Origin of the sequence: Microbacterium oleivorans (genome assembly GCF_001644225.1) — a bacterium.
Classification (GTDB): Bacteria; Actinomycetota; Actinomycetes; order Actinomycetales; family Microbacteriaceae; genus Microbacterium; species Microbacterium gawkjiense.
Genome location: NZ_LSTV01000003.1, coordinates 60,355 through 77,459 on the forward strand (window position 1 = coordinate 60,355; position 17,105 = coordinate 77,459).

Sequence of the window (17,105 nt, forward strand, 5' to 3'; positions counted from 1 at the left end):
CGGGACGAAGAGGAGCATCATGAGCGACTACGCCGTCATCGACCCCGCCACGGGGGAGACCCACGCCACCTACCCGACCGCCACCGCCGAGGAGGTGGAGCACGCCCTCGCCACCGCCGACGGGGCCGCCCGCGGGTGGGGGCGCACCTCCACGCCCGCCGAGCGGGCCGATCTGCTGCGCCGCGCCGCGCAGCTGCACCGCGAGCGCCGCGACGAGCTCGCGAAGATCATCGTCCGCGAGATGGGCAAGCAGATCGACGGGGCGCTCGGCGAGGTCGACTTCGCCGCCGACATCACCGAGTACTACGCCGACCACATCGAGGAGATCACCGCGGACGCGCCCGTCCCGATCGACGGCGACGGCACCGCCGTCATCCGCAAGGCGCCCCTGGGCGTGCTGCTGGGGGTCATGCCGTGGAACTTCCCCTACTACCAGGTGGCCCGTTTCGCGGCCCCGAACCTGGCGGTCGGCAACACGATCCTCCTCAAGCACGCGCCGCAGTGCCCCGAGTCCGCCGCGGCGATCGAGGCGATCTACCGCGACGCGGGCTTCCCCGAGGGCGCGTACACGAACGTCTACCTGACGAACGAGCAGGCCGCCGACGTCATCGCCGACCCGCGGGTGCAGGGCGCCTCGGTGACGGGTTCCGAGCGTGCCGGTGCGGCGGTCGCCGAGGTCGCCGGGCGCAACCTCAAGAAGGTCGCCCTCGAGCTCGGCGGGTCCGACCCGTTCATCGTGCTGTCGGCCGACGACATCGACGCGGTCGCGCAGGCGGCGGTCGACGCGCGCCTCGACAACACGGGGCAGTCCTGCAACGGCGCCAAGCGGTTCATCGTCGTCGACGGCCTCTACGACGCGTTCCTCGAGGCGTTCACCGCCAAGATGGCCGCGGCGAGCGTCGGCGATCCGTGGAGCTCCGACACGGTCCTCGGCCCGCTGTCGTCGGTCGCGGCCGCCGAGCGTCTCGAGAAGCAGATCCGGGATGCCGCGGCCCAGGGCGCCACGATCGTCACCGGCGGCACCCGCGACGGTGCCTTCTTCACCCCGACCGTCCTCACGGGCGTCACCCCCGTGATGGACGTCTACCGCGAGGAGCTGTTCGGTCCGGCGGGCGTCGTCTACCGCGTCGCGGACGAGGACGAGGCGGTCCGCCTCGCCAACGACACCCCGTTCGGCCTCGGATCGTACGTGTACACGACCGACCCCGAGCAGGCGAAGCGGGTCGCCGACAGGATCGAGGCGGGCATGGTCTACGTCAACCTCGTGCTCGCCGACGAGCCGGGCCTGCCCTTCGGCGGCATCAAGCGCAGCGGCACCGGCCGCGAGCTGGGGCTGCTGGCGGCCGACGAGTTCGTCAACAAGAAGCTCATCCGCATCGGCTGACCGAACGGTGAGGGGCGGCATCCGGTCGGATGCCGCCCCTCACCGTTCCCGGATCAGGCCGAGGTCGTCGCGCGGATCTCCGCCGCCTCGGCGTGACGGCCGAGGCCCTCGTAGACGTCGCCGAGCTCGAGCGCCGCCTGCTGGCGGAGCGGGTCGTTGCCGCCCTCGGTCGCATGGTCGACGGCCGAGCGGTACAGCAGGACCGCGTCGGCCGCCCGGTCGACCCCGACGAGCAGCCGGGCTGCCAGCAGCTCCGACCCCGCCCCCGAGCCCGGGTCGCCGGCCTCGGCGAATCCGTCCGCGGCCTGGAGGGCGGTCGCCACGGCCTCCTCCGTGCGCTCGCGGCCGGCCAGCAGGCGCGCGCGCGTGTCGAGCACGTCGGCGACGTACCAGTGCGCCTCGTTGGCCCGGCCGAGCGCCAGCGCCTGGTCGATCACGTCGGAGGCGTCCTCGTCGCCGCGCTGCATCTTGGCCTGCGCGAGCAGGTGCAGCGCCTCGGCGAGCACGCCGACCTGGTCCTCGCGGTCCCGGATCAGACCGATCGCGGTGTCGAACGCTAGCACGGCGTCGTCGAACTCCCCGAAGTTGCCGAGGTGCCGGCCCTGCTGCACGAGCGCCTGCGCCTGGCCCTCGGCCTCGCCGGCCTCCTCGTGCAGATCGGCCGCGAAGCCCCACGCCCCCACGGCGTTGCCGTAGTCGCGCGCCCCCTCGTAGGCGCGGGCGAGCAGGGCGACGGTGATCGCGCGGGACCCCGCGGGGACCTCGGCGGCGGTCTCCTCCTGCAGCGCCTCGTGGAGGGCATCGAGGGCCTCCTGCGACATGTCCGCGGCGAGGAGCGCGCGGCCGAGCCGGTAGCGGGTCTCGGCGGTCGAGGCGCCCGCGGACTCGAACCGCTCCGCCGCCGACCGGTACCGACCCGCCGCGAGCGACGCCGAGCCGGCATCCTCGTGCAGGGCTCCCGCGAGCAGGAACGCCTCGCCGACGCGCAGGTCGTCGGCGCCGACCGACAGCAGAAGTCGCACGGTCTCGTCGGCGTCGGCGGCGCCGGACTCGAACTCCCCGGCACCGCCCTGCAGACGCGCGCGGGCGGCGAGCACGCGGGCGCGGCGCCCATCGCTCAGCGGCGCGGCCAACAGCTCGGCCACGACCTCACGCGCCTCGTCGAAGAGCGAAGCGGATGCCGCGGCATCCACCTCCAGCACCTGCGCGCCCTGCGCGCGGACCGGGTCCCCCGCCTCGGCGAACAAGCGGGCAGCGGTGCGGGCGTCCTCGCGCGCCTCGGCGAAGCCCCCCTCATACAGCCGCGCGACGCCGAGCGTCTGGAGCAGGTCCGCCCGCACGTCGGCGGGCGCGTCGGCCGCGGCGGCGACCTCGGCGCGCAGCAGGTCGCCCGCCTCGGCGAGGTCCCTGCCGAACAGGACCAGCCCCAGGCGGTCCTCGAGCTCGGCCTGCGCCGCGTGTCCCGCTTCGTGCAGCGCGGCGATCCGCTCGGGCAGGAACGCCTCCGCCTCGTCCAGCCGGTCGGTCGCGACGAGGCCGCCCAGCAGGTGCGACGACAGCGTCACGCGCTCGGCGGGCGCGGCATCCGTCAGCAGCTCGCGCAGCGGGGCGATCGCGGCAGACGATCCGACCTGCGCAAGCGCGACGGCCCGCGCGAGCCGCTCCTCGCGGGTCACGGCGGGGGCGGGGGTCGCGACGGCCGAGAAGTCGTGCGTGCGGATCGGGACGTCGTACCGCTCGGCGCCGGTCTCGCGCAGTCGCTCGAGGTTCCGGGTGTGGGCGTCGGTGCCGTTGCGGCGGTCGAACGCGGCGGCGATGTCGCCGGCGGCCCGCCAGGCGGTCGCGGCGAGCTCATAGACGCGCCACGGCCTGTCATGCGCGCCGAAGACCGGCACGAGCGCGTCGGCGTCGGACCCCCGCACGGTGAGCTCGGGGTGCCCCGCGGCCGCGACGGCGTCGAGTGCCAGGGCGAAGGCGCCCAGGGCCGTCGCGTGCGCGTCGGCGTTGAGGCCGTCGTGGACGAGCCAGGGGAGGTGGCGTTCGACGAGGGCGAGGGCGCGGGCCTCGTTGCCGGTGACGGCGCAGAACACGACGTTCTTCGCGACGATCGCGAGGTTGTCGGGGTTGTCCTTCGCGAGCCGGTAGCTCCGCAGGTGCGCCGTCCGGGCGTCGTCGAACATGCCGGCGCGCAGGTAGGGGAGGAGGATGCGCGAGAGGGCGTGCTCGGGCTCCTCGCCGCACGAGAAACCGTTCTCGATCATCTCGCCGACGAGCCGGATGGCGTCGTCCTCGCGACCGGTCTCGATGAAGAACCCGGCGAACTGGCTGCGCACGCACGCGTCGCAGTGGCTGTAGTCGTCGCGCGGCGTCGCCTCGAGCCGGCGCTGCAGGTCGGTCGCCTCCTCCAGGCGCCCCGCGGCCCAGGCATCCTCGAAACGGGCCATCAGCACCCCGCTGGGGCCGATGCCGGCGCGCTCGTAGTGCGCCTCCATGTCGTCGAGCACCGCCGCGATCTGATCGAGCGAGAACTCCGGCGACCCGCCGAGCGCGCTCGCCATCCACTTGTACTGCCAGAGCAGGTCGCCGGCGGGTTCGACCGTCGCGGGGAAGCCCTCGGGGTCGGCGTCGTGATGGGCGAGGCACCACGCGAAGGAGGTCAGCATGAGGTCGGTGTCACCGCTCATGTTGGCGCTCGAGGTCTGCCGCAGCCGCGCCTCGTACTCGAGCCGCTCGTCGCCGCTCTCCTGCGCCAGCGCGACCGCCTGCGCGACGAGGGCCTGCTCCTGCGGTCCCCACGGCGTGTTGTCGATCTCGTCGAAGAGGGATCGGATGCGGGTGGCGTGACCGGTCATGAGGCTCCTTCTGTCGCGGGCGGGGTGTCGGAGTCGATCGCGCGGTCGACGAGCTCGGACAGCGCCGTCGACATGAGGGCGCGGTCGTCGGGTCCGAGGGGATGGTGCCCGGCGAGCAGCGACTGCACGTAGAGCAGCTGCACACTGAGGTCGAACACGCGGCCCGGTGCGGTCGCCGCGAGCCGGCGGATCACCGGGTTGGTCCAGTTGAGGCAGAGCCGCGCCGCGGGCTCGTCGGCCCCGCGGCCGCCCGAGACGACGCTCGCGGCGCGGTCGAGGACGCCGCTCCACAGGGCGCCTCCGGCGCTCCGGGCCCGTCCGCGGTCGAGCGCGCGGAGGACCTCGGGATCGGCCACGAACAGCCCCGGCAGCTCAGGCCGGTCGAAGCTCCGGACGGCCACGTCGACATCGGTCAGCGCTGCGCGGGCGCGGTCCTCGAGGCCGGTCGCGGCGGCGCGATCGTCGAGCGGGGCGAGATCGAGCCGGTCGATCTCGCCGACGACGTCCACCCGCTCCACCTCGACCCCGGGGAACAGCTCCGGGATGCGGCGGACGAGGTCGGCGTCGTAGAGGTAGCCGCCGTTGACGAGCACCCCGCCCGACGCGGTCATGCTGGCCACCTGCCGGAACTCGTCGACCGTCTCGGCGTAGCGCACGACCGGGAACCGGCTGGCCAGCTCCTCGATCCGCAGCCGCCCCGCGGTCGTCTCGACCGAGAGCCAGCGCACGATGAAGCGGGCGAGCTCGTCATCGTGACGGACGAGGGATTTGAGGGCGACCTCGTGGATCGACACGAACTGCGAGAGCCGCACCGGGTCCTGCAGCGCGAGCTCGAGGATCCAGCGCCGGATCGCCTCGCCGATCTCCTGCCGCGTCTGCTCCAGCGCGTCGTCGTCGACGAGGGACTCGCGACTGGCCGTCGGATGCAGCGACCCCGAGTCCACGACGGCGCGCGTGAAGAACGCCCACGCGGGCAGCAGGTCGTCGGCGCGTTCGGTCAGCAGCATCCGCCGCAGGTAGACGCGGGTGCTCTGCCGTGCGGTGGACGGAGGGGCGAAGGGCAGGACGAAGGCCACCCCGCGGGTCTGCGTGCCCGGCACGTGGAGGGGGATGGCATCGAGCGGCTCCGCACCGATGAGCTCGCGCCCGTAGGCGAGGAGGCGCTCGAGGTCGCCGTCGAGGAACGGCGCCGGCTCGGTGACGGTCGTCTCGCCGCCGCCGGGGAGGTCGACCACGACGGCGTGGGGCAGGTAGCGCCCGAACGTCTCGGCGAGGTCGAGGACGGTGCTCGTCTCGAGCAGCGACCGCGTGTCGGCGCGCGGGGTCAGGTGCACGCTCGTCCCGACGGGGAGGTCGCCGGCGTACGGCGACACCGTGAAGGTGCCGTCGGCGTGGCCGGTCCATTCCACGGCGCCGCCCCCCGCGGCGCTGCGCGAACGGATGACGATCGTGTCGCACACCATGAAGCACGACAGCATCCCGATGCCGAACTGGCCGAGGAAGTCGCCACGCGGAAGATCGAAGATGTCGCGCTTCGAGCTGCGTCCCACCGTCGCGAGCAGATCCGCGACCTCGGCCTCGGTGAGCCCGATGCCGTCGTCGCGCAGGACGAACTCGTCCGACGCGGCACTCACGGGCGTGATCCGGATGCGGCCGCCCCCGCCGTCGAGCGCACGTCGAGCGGCGATCGCGTCGACGGCGTTCTGGAGGAGTTCGCGCAGGAACACGCGCGGGCTCGAATAGATGTGGCGACTGAGGAGGTCGATGACACCCCGGAGGTCGACCTGGAACTGGTGGGCGGCGGAACTGTCGGTCACCGGGCTCCTCATGATCGTCCGTGCGCCGGACCCCCTCCGGCGCTGCCGCGACAGGACGGCCGGACAAGCCTAGCGAGGCCCCTCCGGGAGGGGCGGGATGCCGCGCGTTCGCCAGCCCGCGAGGCATGCCGTATGCTTGTGCGCGCAGTTGTCTGCATTCTTTTGCCGTGCCCATGGGGTCGGCGAGGATGTGGATTCCCGGGTCGCAAGACCTTAGGGCGGTAGCTCAATTGGCAGAGCAGCGGTCTCCAAAACCGCAGGTTGCAGGTTCGATTCCTGTCCGCCCTGCGCGTCAGCGTCAGCTGACTCGAACCGAGCAACAGGTGGGTTGAATGGTCCAGGATGAGCCGAACGGCGAGGTCGTCGCTGCCAGCAGCGGCGCCACCCGTGAGAAGAAGCTCAACTTCTTCCAGCGGATCGCCCTCTTCATCCGTCAGGTGATCGCCGAACTCCGCAAGGTCGTCACGCCGACCCGGCAGGAGCTCGTCAAGTTCACGCTCGTGGTCCTCGGATTCGTCGTCGTCGTGATGGCGATCGTCTACGGGCTCGACCTGCTCTTCACCTGGGTCACGGACATCGTCTTCGACGTGCCGAGCTGACGAACGGACGACCATCCGTCGCGGTGACGGACGGCATCCCGGACCACGGGATCACCCGCCGACGCGCCGCTGAACACCGAAGCCGAACCTGCAGGGAAGTGAATGACGTGACCGAAAGATATGTCGACGACGCCGACTGGTCGACCGCCGCGGAGCAGTCCAGCGAGGACGACGAGGCCCAGGAGGGCAACGTCCTGGCCGACCAGGAGCGTTCCGCCGAGTCCGCCGAGCACGCCGCCCTGCACATCGAGGACGACGAGTCCTCCGATGACGAGCCCACGGGAGAGGACGCCGTCGTGATCGAAGACCCCGAGGCCGACCGCATCGTGAACGACGCGCTCGAGATCGACCAGGCCGACGAGGCCGAGGCCGCCGCCGAGGTGCTGACCGAGTCGCTCGCCGACGAGGAGGCCGAGCGCGCTGCGGCCGCCGCCGACGAGGTCGCCCCCTACGACGGTCCCGAACTCGGCGACGACGAGGACGAGGACGAGACCCCCGAGGACCCGTACGAGGCGTTCCGTCAGGAGCTGCGCTCCCTCGAGGGCAAGTGGTACGTCATCCACTCCTACGCCGGCTTCGAGCGCAAGGTGAAGGCCAACATCGAGCAGCGCAAGTCGACGCTCGAGGTCGAGGATGACATCTACCAGGTCGAGGTCCCCATGGAGGACGTCGTCGAGATCAAGAACGGCCAGCGCAAGATGGTCAACCGCGTGCGGATCCCCGGCTACGTGCTGGTCCGCATGGAGCTCAACGAGGACACCTGGTCGGTCGTGCGTCACACGCCCGGTGTCACCGGCTTCGTCGGCAACGCCCACAACCCCACGCCGCTGCGCTTCGAAGAGGCCTTCAACATGCTGAAGCCCCTCGTCGAGGCCAAGGAGGTCGCCCCCGCCAAGGCCGGTGCCGCCAAGGGCTCCGCCACGCAGGCGCGCTCGGTCGTCACCGAGGTCGACTTCGAGATCGGCGAGACGATCACGATCAAGGAGGGTTCGTTCGCGGGCCTGCCCGGATCGATCTCCGAGATCAAGCCCGAGAGCGGCAAGCTCACGGTCCTCGTCTCGCTCTTCGAGCGCGAGACGCCGGTCGAGCTCAGCTTCGACCAGGTCACCAAGCAGTAAGCGCCGCACCGCGCGACGCGAGGGCCCCGCTCCGGCGGGGCCTTCGCCGTGCTGCCGGAGGATGCCGGATGCGGTAGACTCATGTGGTTTGTGTGTCGCTTCGTCGCGCGCACGGACACCACCACGACCCGGAACCGCCGGGACCGTGGGAGAACGGGGCATCCGTCCCGCTCGTGAAAGGAAGAGGAATGGCACCGAAGAAGAAGGTGACCGGCCTGATCAAGCTTCAGATCAACGCCGGTGCCGCCAACCCGGCGCCGCCGATCGGCCCCGCGCTCGGTCAGCATGGCGTCAACATCATGGAGTTCTGCAAGGCGTACAACGCCGCGACCGAGTCGCAGCGCGGCAACGTCATCCCCGTCGAGATCACCGTCTACGAGGACCGCAGCTTCACCTTCGTCCTGAAGACCCCGCCCGCCGCGGAGCTCATCAAGAAGGCCGCCGGCGTCGCGAAGGGGTCGAAGACCCCGCACACCGTCAAGGTCGCGAAGCTCACGAAGGACCAGGTCCGTCAGATCGCCGAGACCAAGATGCCCGACCTGAACGCGAACGACATCGAGGCCGCCTCGCTGATCATCGCCGGCACCGCCCGCTCCATGGGCATCACGGTCGAGGACTGAGGGGAAGAACATCATGGCTAAGTCCAAGGCTTACGAAGCAGCAGCGGCGAAGATCGACCGCTCCACGTTCTACTCCTCCGAGGAGGCTGTCGCCCTCGCGAAGGAGACCGGCTCCGCGAAGTTCGACTCGACCGTCGAGGTCGCGCTGAAGCTCGCCGTCGACCCGCGCAAGGCGGACCAGATGGTCCGTGGCACGGTCATCCTGCCCCACGGCACCGGCAAGACCGCCCGCGTCATCGTGTTCGCGACCGGTCCCGCCGCCGAAGCGGCCATCGCCGCGGGTGCGGACGAGGTCGGTGGCGCCGAGCTCATCGAGAAGGTCGCCGGTGGCTACACCGCGTTCGACTCGGCGGTCTCCACCCCCGAGCTCATGGGCCAGGTCGGTCGCCTCGGTAAGGTCCTCGGACCCCGCGGCCTCATGCCGAACCCGAAGACCGGCACCGTGACCCCCAACCCGGCCAAGGCCGTCGAGGAGATCAAGGGCGGAAAGATCGAGTTCCGCGTCGACAAGCACGCCAACGTCCACTTCGTGGTCGGCAAGGCGTCGTTCACGGCTGAGCAGCTCAACGAGAACTTCACCGCCGCTCTCGAAGAGATCGTGCGTCTGAAGCCCTCGAGCGCGAAGGGCCGCTACATCCAGAAGGGCGCCATCTCGACCACGTTCGGTCCCGGCATCCCGCTGGACGTCAACGCTCTCGTCTGAGATCACTGACCGTACGGGGCTCCACCTTCGGGTGGGGCCCCGTCGTCGTTCCCGCCCTTGGTAGCGTCGGGGCGTGACCGGTGATCTGCAGTCCCTCCTCGGCATCGAGGCCCCGATCTTCCTCGGCCCGTTCGGCGGGCTCTCGTCGGTCGCGCTGACGGCGAGCGTGAGCGACTGCGGCGGCCTCGGATCCTTCGGACTTTACGGCTACTCGGGCGACCGGATCCGCGACACCGCGACCGCGCTGCGCGCCGTGACCGGCCGACCCTTCGCCCTGAACCTCTGGCTGCCGACGGGGGACGAGGTTCGCCCCGACGAGGTCGACCTGACGGCGGCGCGCGACGCCGTCGCTCCGCTGTTCGAGGCAGCGGGTGTCGAGCCGCCGTCACTGCCCGCATCCTTCCTCCCTCCCCTGTCGGAGCAGCTCGACGCGGTGTGGGATGCCGCGCCCGCCGTCCTGAGCGTCGTGTTCGGGGTGCCCGCGCCGGAGATCGTCGCCGAGGCGCATCGTCGCGGCATCCGCGTCATCGGCACTGCGACCTCCGTCGCCGAGGCCGTCGCGCTGGAAGAGGGCGGCGTCGACGCGGTCGTCGCGAGCGGTGCCGAGGCGGCCGGTCACCGGGTGAGCTTCCTGCGACGGGCCGAGGAGTCCCTCGTGGGGACGTTCGCCCTCGTGCCGCAGGTCGTCGACGCCGTCGACGTCCCGGTGATCGCCGCGGGCGGCGTGGCCGACCGTCGGGGTGTCGCGGCGGCTTTCGCGCTCGGCGCCGCGGGCGTGCAGGTGGGGAGTGCGTTCCTGCGGACGCGGCAGTCGGCGGCGGCCGAGGCGCACCGAGGCGCACTCGCGGCGGCGGCGGACACCGACACCGTGCTGACGCGGGCGATGAGCGGGCGCCTGGCCCGCGGCATCCCGAATCGAGCGGTGCGGACGATCGAGGACGGCGGGGCGATTGCGCCGTTCCCGGCGCAGAACTGGCTGACCGGGGCGTTCCGCTCCGCGGCGGCACAGGACGGCGACCTCGTCTCGCTGTGGGCGGGTCAGGCGGCCGGCCTGTCGCGGTCGGACGACGCCGCGGCGGTGTTCGCGGAGCTGGTCCGCGGGCTGCCGCGCTGACACAGTCCGTCACCCGGGGAAGATCTCGGGCCGCTGCGTGTTGTACTGAAGGGCCGCGCCGGCCACCGCTGCTGCGCGACCGCATCCCGGCACCCCCTCACCAAGGAGACCCATGTCCCGTCGTACCGCTGCCCTCGGAGCCCTCGCCCTTAGCACCGTCCTGGCGCTGACCGCCTGCTCCACGAGTTCGGGGCAGCCCGGTGCTGGCGGCGAGGACCTCGGTCTCGCCAAGGCGGGCACGCTCACGGTCGCGACCGAGGGCACCTACCGCCCGTTCACGTACCACGACGAGACCGGCAAGCTCGTCGGCTACGACGTCGAGATCATCGAGGCCGTCGCCGAGAAGCTCGACCTGAAGGTCGAGTTCCAGGAGACCCAGTGGGACGGCATCTTCGCCGGTCTCGATGCGGGCCGCGTCGACGTCATCGCCAACCAGGTCTCGATCAACCCCGAGCGCGAGGAGAAGTACCTCTTCAGCGAGCCGTACACCGTGTCGCCGAGCGTCGTCGTTGTGCAGGAGGGCGACGACTCGATCTCGAGCTTCGCCGACCTGAAGGGCAAGAAGACGGCGCAGTCGCTCACGAGCAACTTCTTCCAGCTCGCCGAGGAAGCCGGCGCCGACGTCACCCCGATTGAGGGCTGGGCCCAGGCCGTCGAGCTGCTGCGTCAGGGCCGCGTCGACGCGACCGTCAACGACAAGCTCACCTTCCTCGACTACGAGAAGACCAACGGACCCACGGGCCTGAAGATCGCGGCCGAGACCGACCCCGCCCAGAGCGCCGTCGTCGCCGCCAAGGACAAGACGGCGCTGATCGAGAAGATCGACGACGCGCTCGACGAGCTGCGCGAAGATGGAACCCTCGCGAAGATCAGCGAGACCTACTTCGGAGCCGACGTCACCGAGTGATCCCGGCCCCGACGGGCTCGGCGCGACGCTGCGAGGCGTCCATCGGGCCCGTCGCCCGTTCTGAGAAAGGATGCCGGTGGACGCCGATACGTGGCAACTGGTCCTGAGCTCGTTCTGGCCGATGCTCCTGGCCGGGGTGACGGTCACGATCCCTCTCGCCCTCGTCTCGTTCGTGATCGGTCTCGTGCTGGCGATCGCGGCGGCGCTGATGCGCATCTCGGGCAACCAGCTGCTGTCGGGTCTCGCCCGGGCGTACATCTCCGTCATCCGGGGGACGCCGCTGCTCGTCCAGATCTTCGTGGTCTACTACGGGCTGCCGCAGATCGATGTGCGCCTCGACGCCTGGCCGGCCGCCGTCATCGCGCTGTCGCTCAACGTCGGCGGGTACGCCGCGGAAGTCATCCGCGCGGCGATCCTCTCCGTCCCCAAGGGGCAGTGGGAGGCGGCGTTCACCGTCGGTCTGCCGCGGGCCACGGCGCTCCGGCGCATCATCCTGCCGCAGGCGGCGCGCGTCTCGGTTCCGCCGCTGTCGAACACGTTCATCTCGCTCGTGAAGGACACGTCCCTCGTGGCGCAGATCACGGTGGCCGAGCTGTTCCTCGCGGCGCAGCGCATCGCCGCGTTCAGCTCGGAGTTCCTCGTCGTCTACATCGAGGCCGCGTTCATCTACTGGCTTTTCTGCCTCGTCCTCTCCTTCGGTCAGGACCGCATCGAACGGAGGCTCGATCGCCGTGTCGCACACTGACGCCCCCCTGCTGGCCGTGACCGGACTGCGGAAGTCCTTCGGCGACAACCTCGTCCTCGACGGCGTGGACTTCGCCGTCGGTCGCGGCGAGGTCGTCTGCCTCATCGGTCCGAGCGGGTCCGGCAAGACCACGGTGCTCCGGTGCCTCAACGGCCTGGAGGCTCCCGACGCCGGCGTGGTGACCTTCTCCGACGGCCAGACGCAGGACTTCGCCGCCCCCGCGAAGGGCAAGGAGGCGAGGCAGCAGCGCGCCGCTCTCCGCGACCGCTCGGCCATGGTGTTCCAGCACCACAACCTGTTCCCGCACCTGACGGTCCTCGAGAACGTCATCGAGGGTCCCGTCCACGCCCGAGGGGTCGCGCGGGATGCCGCCGTCGCCGACGCGGAGCGGCTGCTGGCCCGCGTGGGGCTCGCCGAGAAGCGGGACGCCTACCCGCATGAGCTCTCCGGCGGTCAGCAGCAGCGCGTCGGCATCGTCCGTGCGCTCGCCCTGGCGCCCGACGTGCTCCTCTTCGACGAGCCGACGAGTGCGCTCGACCCCGAGCTGGTCGGGGAGGTGCTCCTCGTCCTGAAGGAGCTCGCCGACGAGGGCTGGACGATGGTCATCGTCACGCACGAGCTCGGCTTCGCACGGCAGGTCGCCGACGAGGTGGTCTTCTTCGACGGCGGCGTGATCGTCGAGCGCGGCCACCCCCGCGACCTCTTCACCGCGCCGAAGAACGAGCGCACCCGGCGCTTCCTCGACCGGATCCTGCGACCGCTCGAGGAGTGAGGCGTCAGGCGTCGCGGCGGATCTCGAACCCCGCGTCGCCTGTCACCGCCGGCACCTCGGTCATCGCGACGTCGTCGACCACGCCGCCCCGGGGTCCCTTCGCCGCCCAATCGAGGACCGCCTCGACGGCCGCGGCGTCGCCCTGGACCTCTGCCTCGACGGTGCCGTCCGACAGGTTGCGCACCCAGCCGGTCGCGCCGACCGTGCCGGCGATGTGCTGCATCGCGTAGCGGAACCCGACGCCCTGGACGATGCCTCGGACGACGAGGCGGATGCGGCGCATTAGGCGTCCGCCACGCTCAGCACGATCTTGCCGCGCGTATGGCCGCGTTCGAGCTCGCGGTGCGCCTCGGCGGCGTCGGCGAGGTCGAACACCCGGTCGATGTAGACCTGCACGGCACCCGAGTCGAGCAGGCGTCCGAGCGTCGCGAGCACGGCACCGTCGGGGATGGTCTTGTAGGAGGTCGCGCGCACGCCGGCCGCCGCGGCGGCATCCGCGTATCCGTCCCAGGCTCCCGTGGGCACCATGACGTAGAGGCCGCCCGGGCGCAGGACGGTCAGGGACCGCGTACCGGTGTCGCCGTGGACGTTGCCCACGAGGTCGATGACGACGTCCACCTCGCCGACGACCTCCTCGAAGCGGGTCGTCGTGTAGTCGATGGCGACGGATGCCCCGAGCTCGCGCAGCCAGCCGAGGTTGCGCTCCGAACCGGTCGCCGTCACGTGGGCACCGAAGTAGGCCGCGAGCTGCACGGCGAAGTGACCGACGCCGCCGGAGCCGGCGTGGATGAGGACGCGCTGGCCCTCGTGCGCGTGAGCGGTCTCGACGACGAGTCCCCAGGCGGTGAGCGCCGCGACCGGCACGCCCGCCGCCTCGACGTGCGACAGTGAGGCGGGCTTGCGTGCCACCGACAGGGTGGGCACGACGAGGTAGTCGGCGTAGCTCCCGCCCGTCCGGGGGAAGGCCGCCATCCCGAACACCGGGTCGCCCGGCTGCAACGGGTGGGCCTCGAACGGGCTCGCGACGACGACCCCGCTGAAGTCGAAGCCGAGGGGCGTGGGGTCCCCGTGGAGGAGACCGTTCAGGCCGCGGCCCCCGCGGGTCTTGGCGTCGATCGGGTTCACGCCGGCGGCGACGACGCGCACGAGCAGTTCGCTGAGCGCGGGCTTCGGGACGGGCAGCCGGGCGACACGGAGGGCCTCGGCGTCGCCCGGGGCGTCGTAGACCACGCCGCGCATGTCCGGGGGAGGAGCGGTCACCTCGACGACCTCGCTCGCGGTGGGGGCTGCGGATCGCAGCGGCCGGAATCGCATCGGCTGCTCCTTCTCACCTGCGCTCGACGGCGAGCGCGGGGGTGCTCGGTGGAAGACCAGTCAATCGCGACATTGTCTCGACGGTGTTACGTCGGCGTCACCGGAGCGAGAATCCCGGCGGCGGCCTACGTGGTGGGGCTGCCGTCGGGTCGGGATCCGGCGACGAGGGCGTGCAGCAGTCGGGCGAGGTTCTCGATGTCCTCGACCCGCCAGTCCTCCAGCGCGGCGAGCAGCGCGCCCTCCTGGGGGCCGCGGGCATCCGCGAGGCGGTCGCGGCCGTGCGCGGTGGCGCTCAGCAGGCTCGACCGGCCGTCGTTGGGGTCGGGGGTGCGTTCGATGAGGCCGAGCTCCGTGAGCTCGCGCACGCTCCGGCTGAGCTGCCCTTTGTCGAGCAGGAGCATCTCGGCGAGGGCGGATTGGGTGACCGGCTCGTGACGCACGATCGTCGTGAAGACCTTGTAGGCCCCCGGCAGCATCCCCGGGCTCACACGGTTGGCGTTCTCGGTGATCTTGCGCCGGAAGAGGGTGATCAGGTCGCTGAACTCGCCCTCGAGGGCCCGCACCGCGCGGGTGCGGGCCTCTCGGTCGGTCGCTGCGGACATCGTGTCCATGTTATCGGCGTGCCTCGCTCGCGGCCTCGTCCGTCCGGGCGTCGGGGGCGACCACGGGAACCGTGCCCGTCGCGGTGACGGCATCCATTCCGGCAGGCACCGACACGGTGGCCAGGTCGGCCTCCGACGCCTGGCGACGCTCGGAGGTGGTCATGGTGCTGAGGCTGCGGTTGGGCAGGAAGATCACGGCCAGGATGCTGATCACACCGAACGGCACCGCGATGAGGAACGCGGACGAGATGCCCTGCGCGTAGATGTCCTCGACGATCACGCGGAGGCTCTCGGGCATGGTGGCGACGCGGGGGAGTGCGCCGGAGGCGAGCTGCTTGGCCCAGGTCGCCCCCTCGGGCCCGAGGGCGGTGAGGGCGGCGACGATCTTCTCCTGCGCTCCGCCGAACAGGTCGGTGACGCGCGTGGCGAGCGCCGCGCCCATGAGCGAGACGCCGACGGTGCCGCCGAGGCTGCGGAAGAAGGTCACACCCGAACTCGCGACGCCGATCTCCGACGGCTTCGCGGTGTTCTGCACCGCCAGGACGAGGTTTTGCATCGTCATGCCGACGCCCGCGCCCAGCAGGAACATGTAGACCGAGACGAGGAAGAAGTCGGTGTCGTAGTGGATGGTCGACAGGAGGGTCGCGCCGGCGGTCAGCAGGATGCTGCCCACGACGAGGTACGGCTTCCAGTGGCCGAAGCGCGTGATGAGCGCACCGACACCGACCGACGACAGCAGGAGCCCCGCGATCATCGGGATCGTCATGAGGCCGGCCTCGGTCGGCGTGGCGCCGCGGGCCATCTGCATGTACTGGCCGAGGAAGACCGACGCACCGAACATCGCGATGCCCGTGGCGATCGAGGCGACGACCGCGAGGGTGAAGGTGCGGTCGCGGAAGAGGGTGAGCGGCACGAGCGGCTCGCTGGTGCGCAGTTCGACGACGACGAACAGCACGGCGGCGACGAGGGCGCCACCGACCATGAGGATGGTCTCGGTGCCCCACCAATCGAAGCTGGAGCCGGCGCTGGTGACCCAGATGAGCAGCAGCGAGACGGCGGTGGACAGCAGCACGATGCCGAGGTAGTCGATCTTCGGACGGCGACTGCTCACGCTCGAGTGAGGCAGGGTGCGCTGCACCATGATGAGCGCGGCGACGGCGATCGGGAGCGACACGAAGAAGTTCCAGCGCCAGCCGAACGCGTCGGTGATGACGCCACCCAGCAGCGGGCCGCCGACGGTCGCGACGGCCATTACGGCGCCGAACAGGCCCATGTAGCGGCCGCGCTCACGCGGGCTGATGATGTCGGCCATGAGCACCTGGCTGAGGGCCGCGAGGCCTCCCGCGCCGAGTCCCTGCACGGCGCGGAATGCGATCAGCGTGCCGGGGTCCTGTGCGAACCCGGCGGCGGCGGTCGCGAGGACGAAGATGACGAGCGCGATCTGGTAGAGCGCCTTGCGGTTCACGAGGTCCGCGAGCTTGCCCCAGATGGGCGTCGAGATGGCCGTGGTGAGCAGGGTGGCGGTCACCACCCAGGTGAACGCGCCCTGGTCGCCCTGGAGGTCGTGGATGATCACGGGCAGCGACGTCGAGACGACCGTCGACGCGATCATCGACACGAACATGCCGAGGAGCAGCCCCGACAGCGGGGCGAGGACCCGGCGCGGCGCGGTGGGGGTCGAGGTGGACATGCAACTCCTGTTAGATGATTCAGGTCAACATTTGATAGACGTCAACTATATGCCGTCATTTGATCCACGTCAACTATCTCCCGGACGCGCGACGGAACACCGCCCGGAGGCGGCCTCATCACGGGGGATCAGTCGGCGAGGGCGAGCGCGCGGAAGATGTCGCGTTCGCGCAGCTGCTCGCGGCGGCTCACCGGCGCGGCCGTCTCGCGCACCGGCGGCGTCTTACCGGTCGTGCGGTGGTAGAGCTCGTCGATCAAGGCGGTCGCCAGGCGCACGAGGGACCCGATCTCGGCCTCGTCGCGATCGATCCAGGCGCACCGCGGCTCGTCTCGGAGCGGGACGAAGTCCTGGTGCTCCTCCCACACGACGAGCGTGCGCTCGGCGCCGAGGACGTGCTGCTGCCACCACACCTGACGCAGGTACGTACGGGGGATCGACTTCCACGTCTTGTTGGTCGTCTTGATCTCGGCGAGCGTGACGCGGCCCGCGGCATCCACCATGATCCCGTCGGGGGTGGCGAGGTGCCGCTTCTCGATCTCGGCGTGGAACAGCGCCGACGACGGACGGATGCCGTGGGTCGCCGCGACCCATGCGGCGATCTCGGGCTCACGCCGTCGGCCGTGGTCGGTGTAGGCGTTGCCGCTGAATCCGGAGCCGTTCAGTTTCGCCTCGGCCGCCCGGGCGATCGCCCTCTCGCTGGTGAGCGAGGCGACGTCCGTGGCCGTGATCCCGCGGGAGCGGGCCCGCATCCACGCCACCCGGTCGCGGGAGTCCGCGACGATCCGGGCGGCGAGTTCGGGAGTCACCCGTCGATCCTAAGTCGCCCCTCCCGCAGGGGCTGCCCCGACCCGCCGCGCGGGGCCGTCGA

16 protein-coding genes and 1 tRNA gene are annotated in these 17,105 nt (G+C 71.2%); 10 read left to right on the plus strand and 7 right to left on the minus strand.

Annotation, left to right across the window (positions count from 1 at the left end):
- Nucleotides 1–19 precede the first annotated feature (19 nt).
- Nucleotides 20–1,384, plus strand: coding sequence for an NAD-dependent succinate-semialdehyde dehydrogenase (locus AYL44_RS09055; RefSeq protein WP_064002975.1), 1,365 nt, complete (start codon nucleotides 20–22; stop codon nucleotides 1,382–1,384).
- Between the two features lie 53 nt (nucleotides 1,385–1,437).
- On the opposite strand, the gene AYL44_RS09060 is transcribed toward AYL44_RS09055, so the two are convergent.
- Together AYL44_RS09060 and AYL44_RS09065 are read right to left on the minus strand one after the other, a co-directional pair.
- Entirely contained in the window at nucleotides 1,438–4,236 is a 2,799-nt protein-coding gene (locus tag AYL44_RS09060) for a hypothetical protein (RefSeq protein ID WP_064002976.1), read from the minus strand.
- The gene (locus AYL44_RS09065) at nucleotides 4,233–6,053 is read right to left on the minus strand and encodes an HSP90 family protein (RefSeq protein ID WP_064002977.1); all 1,821 of its coding nucleotides are present in this window, start codon (nucleotides 6,051–6,053) and stop codon (nucleotides 4,233–4,235) included. The genes AYL44_RS09060 and AYL44_RS09065 overlap by 4 nt, the downstream gene beginning before the upstream one ends.
- A 215-nt stretch (nucleotides 6,054–6,268) precedes the next feature.
- Between AYL44_RS09065 and AYL44_RS09070 the strand changes: the two genes are divergently transcribed.
- The 9 genes from AYL44_RS09070 to AYL44_RS09110 all read left to right on the plus strand — a co-directional run bounded on the left by AYL44_RS09070 (nucleotide 6,269) and on the right by AYL44_RS09110 (nucleotide 12,631).
- Nucleotides 6,269–6,341: transfer RNA gene (locus tag AYL44_RS09070), tRNA-Trp, on the plus strand.
- 44 nt (nucleotides 6,342–6,385) lie between these two features.
- The gene (secE, locus tag AYL44_RS09075; protein WP_064002978.1) at nucleotides 6,386–6,652 is read left to right on the plus strand and encodes a preprotein translocase subunit SecE; all 267 of its coding nucleotides are present in this window, start codon (nucleotides 6,386–6,388) and stop codon (nucleotides 6,650–6,652) included.
- Between the two features lie 107 nt (nucleotides 6,653–6,759).
- Nucleotides 6,760–7,770 (plus strand): transcription termination/antitermination protein NusG, encoded by a 1,011-nt coding sequence (nusG, locus tag AYL44_RS09080; protein WP_064002979.1) that lies wholly within the window; start codon nucleotides 6,760–6,762, stop codon nucleotides 7,768–7,770.
- Between the two features lie 188 nt (nucleotides 7,771–7,958).
- Entirely contained in the window at nucleotides 7,959–8,390 is a 432-nt protein-coding gene (rplK, locus tag AYL44_RS09085) for a 50S ribosomal protein L11 (RefSeq protein ID WP_064002980.1), read from the plus strand.
- A gap of 13 nt (nucleotides 8,391–8,403) precedes the next feature.
- Nucleotides 8,404–9,093, plus strand: a complete 690-nt coding sequence (rplA, locus tag AYL44_RS09090) for a 50S ribosomal protein L1 (RefSeq protein WP_064002981.1) — start codon at nucleotides 8,404–8,406, stop codon at nucleotides 9,091–9,093.
- A gap of 73 nt (nucleotides 9,094–9,166) precedes the next feature.
- A complete protein-coding gene (locus tag AYL44_RS09095) occupies nucleotides 9,167–10,207 on the plus strand; it encodes an NAD(P)H-dependent flavin oxidoreductase (protein ID WP_064002982.1) in 1,041 nt (346 codons plus the stop codon).
- Between the two features lie 112 nt (nucleotides 10,208–10,319).
- Nucleotides 10,320–11,114 carry an amino acid ABC transporter substrate-binding protein gene (locus AYL44_RS09100; RefSeq protein WP_064002983.1) on the plus strand — a complete coding sequence of 265 codons (795 nt, stop codon included), beginning with the start codon at nucleotides 10,320–10,322 and terminating at the stop codon, nucleotides 11,112–11,114.
- A gap of 70 nt (nucleotides 11,115–11,184) precedes the next feature.
- Entirely contained in the window at nucleotides 11,185–11,859 is a 675-nt protein-coding gene (locus AYL44_RS09105; protein WP_064002984.1) for an amino acid ABC transporter permease, read from the plus strand.
- Nucleotides 11,846–12,631 (plus strand): amino acid ABC transporter ATP-binding protein, encoded by a 786-nt coding sequence (locus AYL44_RS09110; RefSeq protein WP_064002985.1) that lies wholly within the window; start codon nucleotides 11,846–11,848, stop codon nucleotides 12,629–12,631. Before AYL44_RS09105 ends, AYL44_RS09110 begins: the two co-directional genes overlap by 14 nt.
- Before the next feature lie 4 nt (nucleotides 12,632–12,635).
- Here AYL44_RS09110 and AYL44_RS09115 read toward each other — a convergent pair whose 3' ends face one another.
- The 5 genes from AYL44_RS09115 to AYL44_RS09135 form a co-directional block, all read right to left on the minus strand.
- Nucleotides 12,636–12,914, minus strand: a complete 279-nt coding sequence (locus AYL44_RS09115) for an acylphosphatase (RefSeq protein ID WP_064002986.1) — start codon at nucleotides 12,912–12,914, stop codon at nucleotides 12,636–12,638.
- Nucleotides 12,914–13,945, minus strand: coding sequence for an NADP-dependent oxidoreductase (locus AYL44_RS09120; protein ID WP_064002987.1), 1,032 nt, complete (start codon nucleotides 13,943–13,945; stop codon nucleotides 12,914–12,916). The genes AYL44_RS09115 and AYL44_RS09120 overlap by 1 nt, the downstream gene beginning before the upstream one ends.
- A gap of 125 nt (nucleotides 13,946–14,070) precedes the next feature.
- On the minus strand, nucleotides 14,071–14,547 hold the full coding sequence (locus tag AYL44_RS09125) for a MarR family winged helix-turn-helix transcriptional regulator (RefSeq protein ID WP_064003238.1): 477 nt from the start codon (nucleotides 14,545–14,547) through the stop codon (nucleotides 14,071–14,073).
- A gap of 10 nt (nucleotides 14,548–14,557) precedes the next feature.
- The gene (locus tag AYL44_RS09130) at nucleotides 14,558–16,237 is read right to left on the minus strand and encodes an MDR family MFS transporter (protein WP_064002988.1); all 1,680 of its coding nucleotides are present in this window, start codon (nucleotides 16,235–16,237) and stop codon (nucleotides 14,558–14,560) included.
- Between the two features lie 128 nt (nucleotides 16,238–16,365).
- Entirely contained in the window at nucleotides 16,366–17,043 is a 678-nt protein-coding gene (locus AYL44_RS09135; RefSeq protein ID WP_064002989.1) for a YqaJ viral recombinase family protein, read from the minus strand.
- Nucleotides 17,044–17,105 lie beyond the last annotated feature (62 nt).

Excerpts from the sequence above, each read along its gene's own strand:
- AYL44_RS09060 (WP_064002976.1), bottom strand. The coding sequence starts at position 4,236 with ATGACCGGTCACGCCACCCGCATCCGATCCCTCTTCGACGAGATCGAC.
- AYL44_RS09130 (WP_064002988.1), bottom strand. The coding sequence starts at position 16,237 with ATGTCCACCTCGACCCCCACCGCGCCGCGCCGGGTCCTCGCCCCGCTG.
- AYL44_RS09125 (WP_064003238.1), bottom strand. The coding sequence starts at position 14,547 with ATGTCCGCAGCGACCGACCGAGAGGCCCGCACCCGCGCGGTGCGGGCC.
- AYL44_RS09115 (WP_064002986.1), bottom strand. The coding sequence starts at position 12,914 with ATGCGCCGCATCCGCCTCGTCGTCCGAGGCATCGTCCAGGGCGTCGGG.
- AYL44_RS09120 (WP_064002987.1), bottom strand. The coding sequence starts at position 13,945 with ATGCGATTCCGGCCGCTGCGATCCGCAGCCCCCACCGCGAGCGAGGTC.
- rplK (WP_064002980.1), top strand. The coding sequence starts at position 7,959 with ATGGCACCGAAGAAGAAGGTGACCGGCCTGATCAAGCTTCAGATCAAC.
- AYL44_RS09100 (WP_064002983.1), top strand. The coding sequence starts at position 10,320 with ATGTCCCGTCGTACCGCTGCCCTCGGAGCCCTCGCCCTTAGCACCGTC.
- AYL44_RS09105 (WP_064002984.1), top strand. The coding sequence starts at position 11,185 with ATGCCGGTGGACGCCGATACGTGGCAACTGGTCCTGAGCTCGTTCTGG.
- AYL44_RS09055 (WP_064002975.1), top strand. The coding sequence starts at position 20 with ATGAGCGACTACGCCGTCATCGACCCCGCCACGGGGGAGACCCACGCC.
- secE (WP_064002978.1), top strand. The coding sequence starts at position 6,386 with ATGGTCCAGGATGAGCCGAACGGCGAGGTCGTCGCTGCCAGCAGCGGC.
- rplA (WP_064002981.1), top strand. The coding sequence starts at position 8,404 with ATGGCTAAGTCCAAGGCTTACGAAGCAGCAGCGGCGAAGATCGACCGC.